Genomic DNA, 4001 nt, shown 5'->3' with positions numbered 1-4001 from the left:
CCCGCCGTTGCCGAGAAAGTTAGGGCGGCCGGCCTGGCAGACGCTTCGGCGGCGGTATGGACCCGGTATCGGGCCAGCTCGGCGGGGCTGTACGGCGGTCTCCGGCCGCGTGACGGCTCGGCTCCACCCCCTGTGACCTGCGCCCATACCGCCCCTGAAGCGGCTGTGGACCGCCGTCGAACCGCCGCCCCCCAGCCTGGGTACGCGCCCGACGCGCCCCGGCCCTCTGAAGGAGGCGGCCCCGCATGGAACTCGGCGAACTCGTCGGACGGCGGCCGTTCCCCGCCGCCGGCCTGCTGCTCGGACTCACCCGGCGCTGCCCCCTGAGCTGCGCCCACTGCTCGACCGGATCGGACCCGGCCGTGCGGGAGCGGCCGGAGGGCCGCCACCTGGTGCGGTTCGTCGGCTCGTTCACCCGGGAGGACCGTCCCGACGTGGTGATGCTGACCGGTGGTGAACCTCTGCTGCTGCCCGGGCTGGTCCAGGAGCTGAGTGCGCTCGCCCGCCGCGCCGGATCACGTACCGCGCTGCTCAGCGGCATGTTCTTCGCCCGCTCGCGGCGCATCCCCGCCCCGCTCCTGCGGGCGATCACCTCCCTCGACCACTTCTCGGCCAGCCTCGACGTCCACCACGAACGGGAGGTCCCGCGGGCCGACGTCTTCCGTGCCCTGCACCGGATCCGGGGGGAGGGGGTGGCGGTGAGCCTCCATCTCACCGGGACGGGCGCCTCGGACCCCTACCTCGCGGACCTCACCCGGGCCGTCGAGGAGGAGTTCGGCGGCCAGGTGCCGTCGCTGGTCAACGAGGTACGTCCGTTCGGACGGGCGGCGGCCTGGGCCGGGCCCGCCCGCACCGCCCCGGGCCCGGGGGCGCTCTCCCCGTGCGCGATGGCCGCCTGGCCGGTCGTCGCCTTCGACGGGGCGGTGCTGGCCTGCTGCAACCAGGACACCGTGGACCGGCGGCCCGCCCCGGCCCATCTGTACCTCGGGCACATCGCCACCGACGACTGGGCGGCGGTGCGCCGGCGCGCCCTGGAGTCGCCGGTGCTGCGCATGATCCGGACGGTCGGACCGGCCCATCTCGCCGCCCGTGCCGGTGTGCCGTCCCCGGGCGGCTCCTTCTGCGACGGCTGCCGGGCCCTGGGGGGAGACGCCCGGGCGGCGGCCGAGGCCGGGGCGGTCGCGGCGGGCGCGGCGGGGGCGCTGCTGGACCTGGCCGCCGCGCGGCGGGGTGCCGCCCAGGGCCCGGAGGGGGTGGTACGGCGCCACGGCTGCGCGGTGTACGCCCCCCTGGTCACGGCGGGCACGCCTTCCGCCGCCGGGGGCCGGGTCCCGGTGAGCGCCGCGGGGCCGAGCACCTCGGCGCGGCTGCGGGTCACCCTGCGGCTGCTGGACGGCGAGCTGCGGGACGCGACGGAGCACCTGTGGCGCCCGGAGGACCTGCTGCCGCGGTACCGCGCGTACCTGTGCGCCATGCACGCGGTGGTGCGGGCCTCCGTCCCGCTGATGCTGCGGGCACGGGAACGCGCGTGGCTGCTCCAGGCCTGCGGCGACCCGGTGGCCGGCCCGCTCGCGGCGTACCTGACCGGGCACATCCGGGAGGAGGAGGGCCACGACGCCTGGCTGCTGGAGGACCTGCCGGCCGCGGGCGGCGCACCCGGGGACGCGCTGGGCCCGATGCCCGCGCCGGCCGTCGCGGCCCTCGCCGGCTCCCAGTACTACTGGATCGAGCACCACCACCCGGTCGCGCTGCTCGGCTACATCGCGGTGCTGGAGGGCTACGCGCCCGCCGCGGACCTGACCTCCCGTATCGCCGGGACGACCGGACTGCCGGACGCCGCCCTGCGGACCGTACGGGAACACGCGGCCCTGGATACCGGCCATCTGGACGACCTCCACGCGCTGCTGGACCGGCTGCCGCTGACCCGGGACCAGGAAGCGGACGTGACCGTCAGCGCCATGCACTCCCTCGACGCGCTCACCCGGCTGTTCGTCCGGCTCGGGCGCTCCGGGGCGGCGCCGCCGTCCCGGGGAGCCGGACACCCCTCACCGATGGGAGTCCCACGATGACCCGACCACCCGAGAGCGGCGACGGACGGCCCGTACTGCCGGACGCGTTGTACGAGGCCGGCCTGCCGGTGGACCTGCTGAGCGACGAACAGCGTCTCGTGCTCAGCCGGCTGACGCCCCACGAGCTGGAGGTGCTGCTCGACATCAAGAGCCGGCTGGACGCGGTGGAACCGGAGGTCCAGGCGCACGGCGAGATCGCCGGCGGCGCGCTGTTCTGATCCGCGTCCGCAGGGCCCCGCCCGCACCCCCCGTGTGCCGGGGCGGGTGGGAGGGGCCCGACCCCTCGGAGAGAAGGAAGCGATGACCTGCCCCTCGTGCCGTCAGGACCTGCCGGCGGACGCCCGGTTCTGCTCGTCCTGCGGGACGCCGTGCGCCGCGCCCGCCGCGCCCGGGGACGACGAACGCAAACCGGTGACGGTGCTCTTCTGCGACCTCGTCGGCTCCACCGCGCTGTCGGGCGTGCTGGACCCGGAGACCCTGCGCACCGTGACGCTGCGGTACTTCGAGGCGATGAGCGAGCGGATCGTGGCGCAGGGCGGCACCCCGGAGAAGTTCATCGGGGACGCCGTGATGGCGGTGTTCGGTGTGCCGGTGGTCCGGGAGGACGACGCCCGGCGGGCGCTGGCCGCGGCGCTCGGCATGCGGGAGGCGCTGGCCGAGCTCAACGAGGAGCTGCACGCGGCCCTCGGCATCCGGCTGGCCACCCGGGTCGGTGTCAACACCGGCCAGGTGGTGGCCGGCGGTGACGCGACGGCCCGCCAGGCCCTGGTGTCGGGCGAGACCGTCAACATCGCCGCGCGCCTGGAACAGAACGCCGCCGCCGGCGAGATCCTGATCGGGCCGGACACCCTGCTGGCCGCGGGTCCGACGGTCTCCGCCGAGCCCACCGGGCCGCTGCGGCTGAAGGGCAAGCAGGACAGCGTCGAGGCCTACCGGCTGCTCGCCCTGGGCACCGACGACCCGGCCCAGCTCCGCCGCTTCGACGTCCCCTTCGTGGGGCGCCGGGCCGAGCGGGCCGCCCTGGACGCGGCGCTCGCGGGGACGGTGCGCGACGGGCGGGCCGGGCTGCTGCGGGTCACCGGCGAGGCGGGCGTCGGCAAGACCCGGCTGGTACGGGAGTGGCTGGCGCGGGGCGCGGCCTCCGGGACGCTCGCCTACGGCGCGGGCCGGTGCCGCAGCCACGGCGAGCAGGGCACGCTCACCCCGCTCGCCGACGCCCTGCGCGCCCTGCCGGCGCTCGCCGGTCCGGGGGGCGCCCCGGGGGCCGAGGACGACGCGACGGCGCTGCTGTCCGCGGGGCTGCTCCGGGACGGCACCCCGAACGCGCCGTTCGAGGACATGTGCGCCGCGCTGACGACGGTACTGGCCCGGGCGGCCCGGGTGCGTCCCGTCGTGCTGGTGCTCGACGACGCGCACGCGGCGGCGCCCCTGCTGCTGCGCACCCTGGAGCGGCTGACGGAGGGGGCGGGGCCCCCGGGCGTCCTGGTGGTCTGTGTGGGCCGCCCGGACGGCACGGCGCACGGTACGGGCGGCCTCCCGGTCACCGGGCTGCCCGCCGGGGAGGCGGCGCGGCTCGCCGCCCTGCTGGCCCGGCTCGACGGCCGGGACGGGGCGGTGGACGAGCGGCTCCTGGCCCGTGCCGAGGGCAATCCGCTGTACCTGGAGCAACTGCTGGTCGACGGGCGGGCGGTCGGCGCGGACGCCGGTCTGCCGCCGACGCTCCAGGCCCTGCTCGGCGCCCGTATCGGCGCGCTGGCCAGGGCCTGTCTCTTATACACAGTGATCGGCCGCGAGTTCACGGCGGCGGAGCTGGTGCTGATGGAGATGTCCGCGCGGCTGGCGGAGCGGCGCCCTTCCGCGGTCGTGCCCGTGCCCGGCGAGGAGCTGGCACGGGTCGAGGAGGTGCTCGCGACGCTGAGCCGCCGGCGGCTG

The 4001-nt window shown here is 76.9% G+C and carries 3 protein-coding genes and 1 pseudogene; all 4 read left to right on the top strand.

The window, feature by feature from the left end; all coding sequences use genetic code 11:
• Positions 1-245 precede the first annotated feature (245 nt).
• Positions 246-1316: pseudogene (locus tag IH13_RS44130) on the top strand (radical SAM protein); the annotation flags it as partial.
• A gap of 18 nt (positions 1317-1334) precedes the next feature.
• Complete coding sequence (locus tag IH13_RS44125; RefSeq protein WP_199814904.1) at positions 1335-2069, top strand: iron-containing redox enzyme family protein; 735 nt, start codon at positions 1335-1337, stop codon at positions 2067-2069.
• Positions 2066-2287 (top strand): aroma-sacti cluster domain-containing protein, encoded by a 222-nt coding sequence (locus tag IH13_RS0130885; RefSeq protein WP_031089474.1) that lies wholly within the window; start codon positions 2066-2068, stop codon positions 2285-2287. The genes IH13_RS44125 and IH13_RS0130885 overlap by 4 nt, the downstream gene beginning before the upstream one ends.
• Before the next feature lie 82 nt (positions 2288-2369).
• Positions 2370-4001, top strand: a 1632-nt coding sequence (locus tag IH13_RS0130880) for an AAA family ATPase (protein WP_031089471.1), incomplete at its 3' end; no start/stop codon positions are given.

Origin of the sequence: Streptomyces sp. NRRL WC-3549 (assembly GCF_000721935.1) — a bacterium.
Classification (GTDB): Bacteria; Actinomycetota; Actinomycetes; order Streptomycetales; family Streptomycetaceae; genus Streptomyces.
Note: the sequence above shows the minus strand (reverse complement) of the source record. Positions and strands in the feature narration are given on the sequence as shown.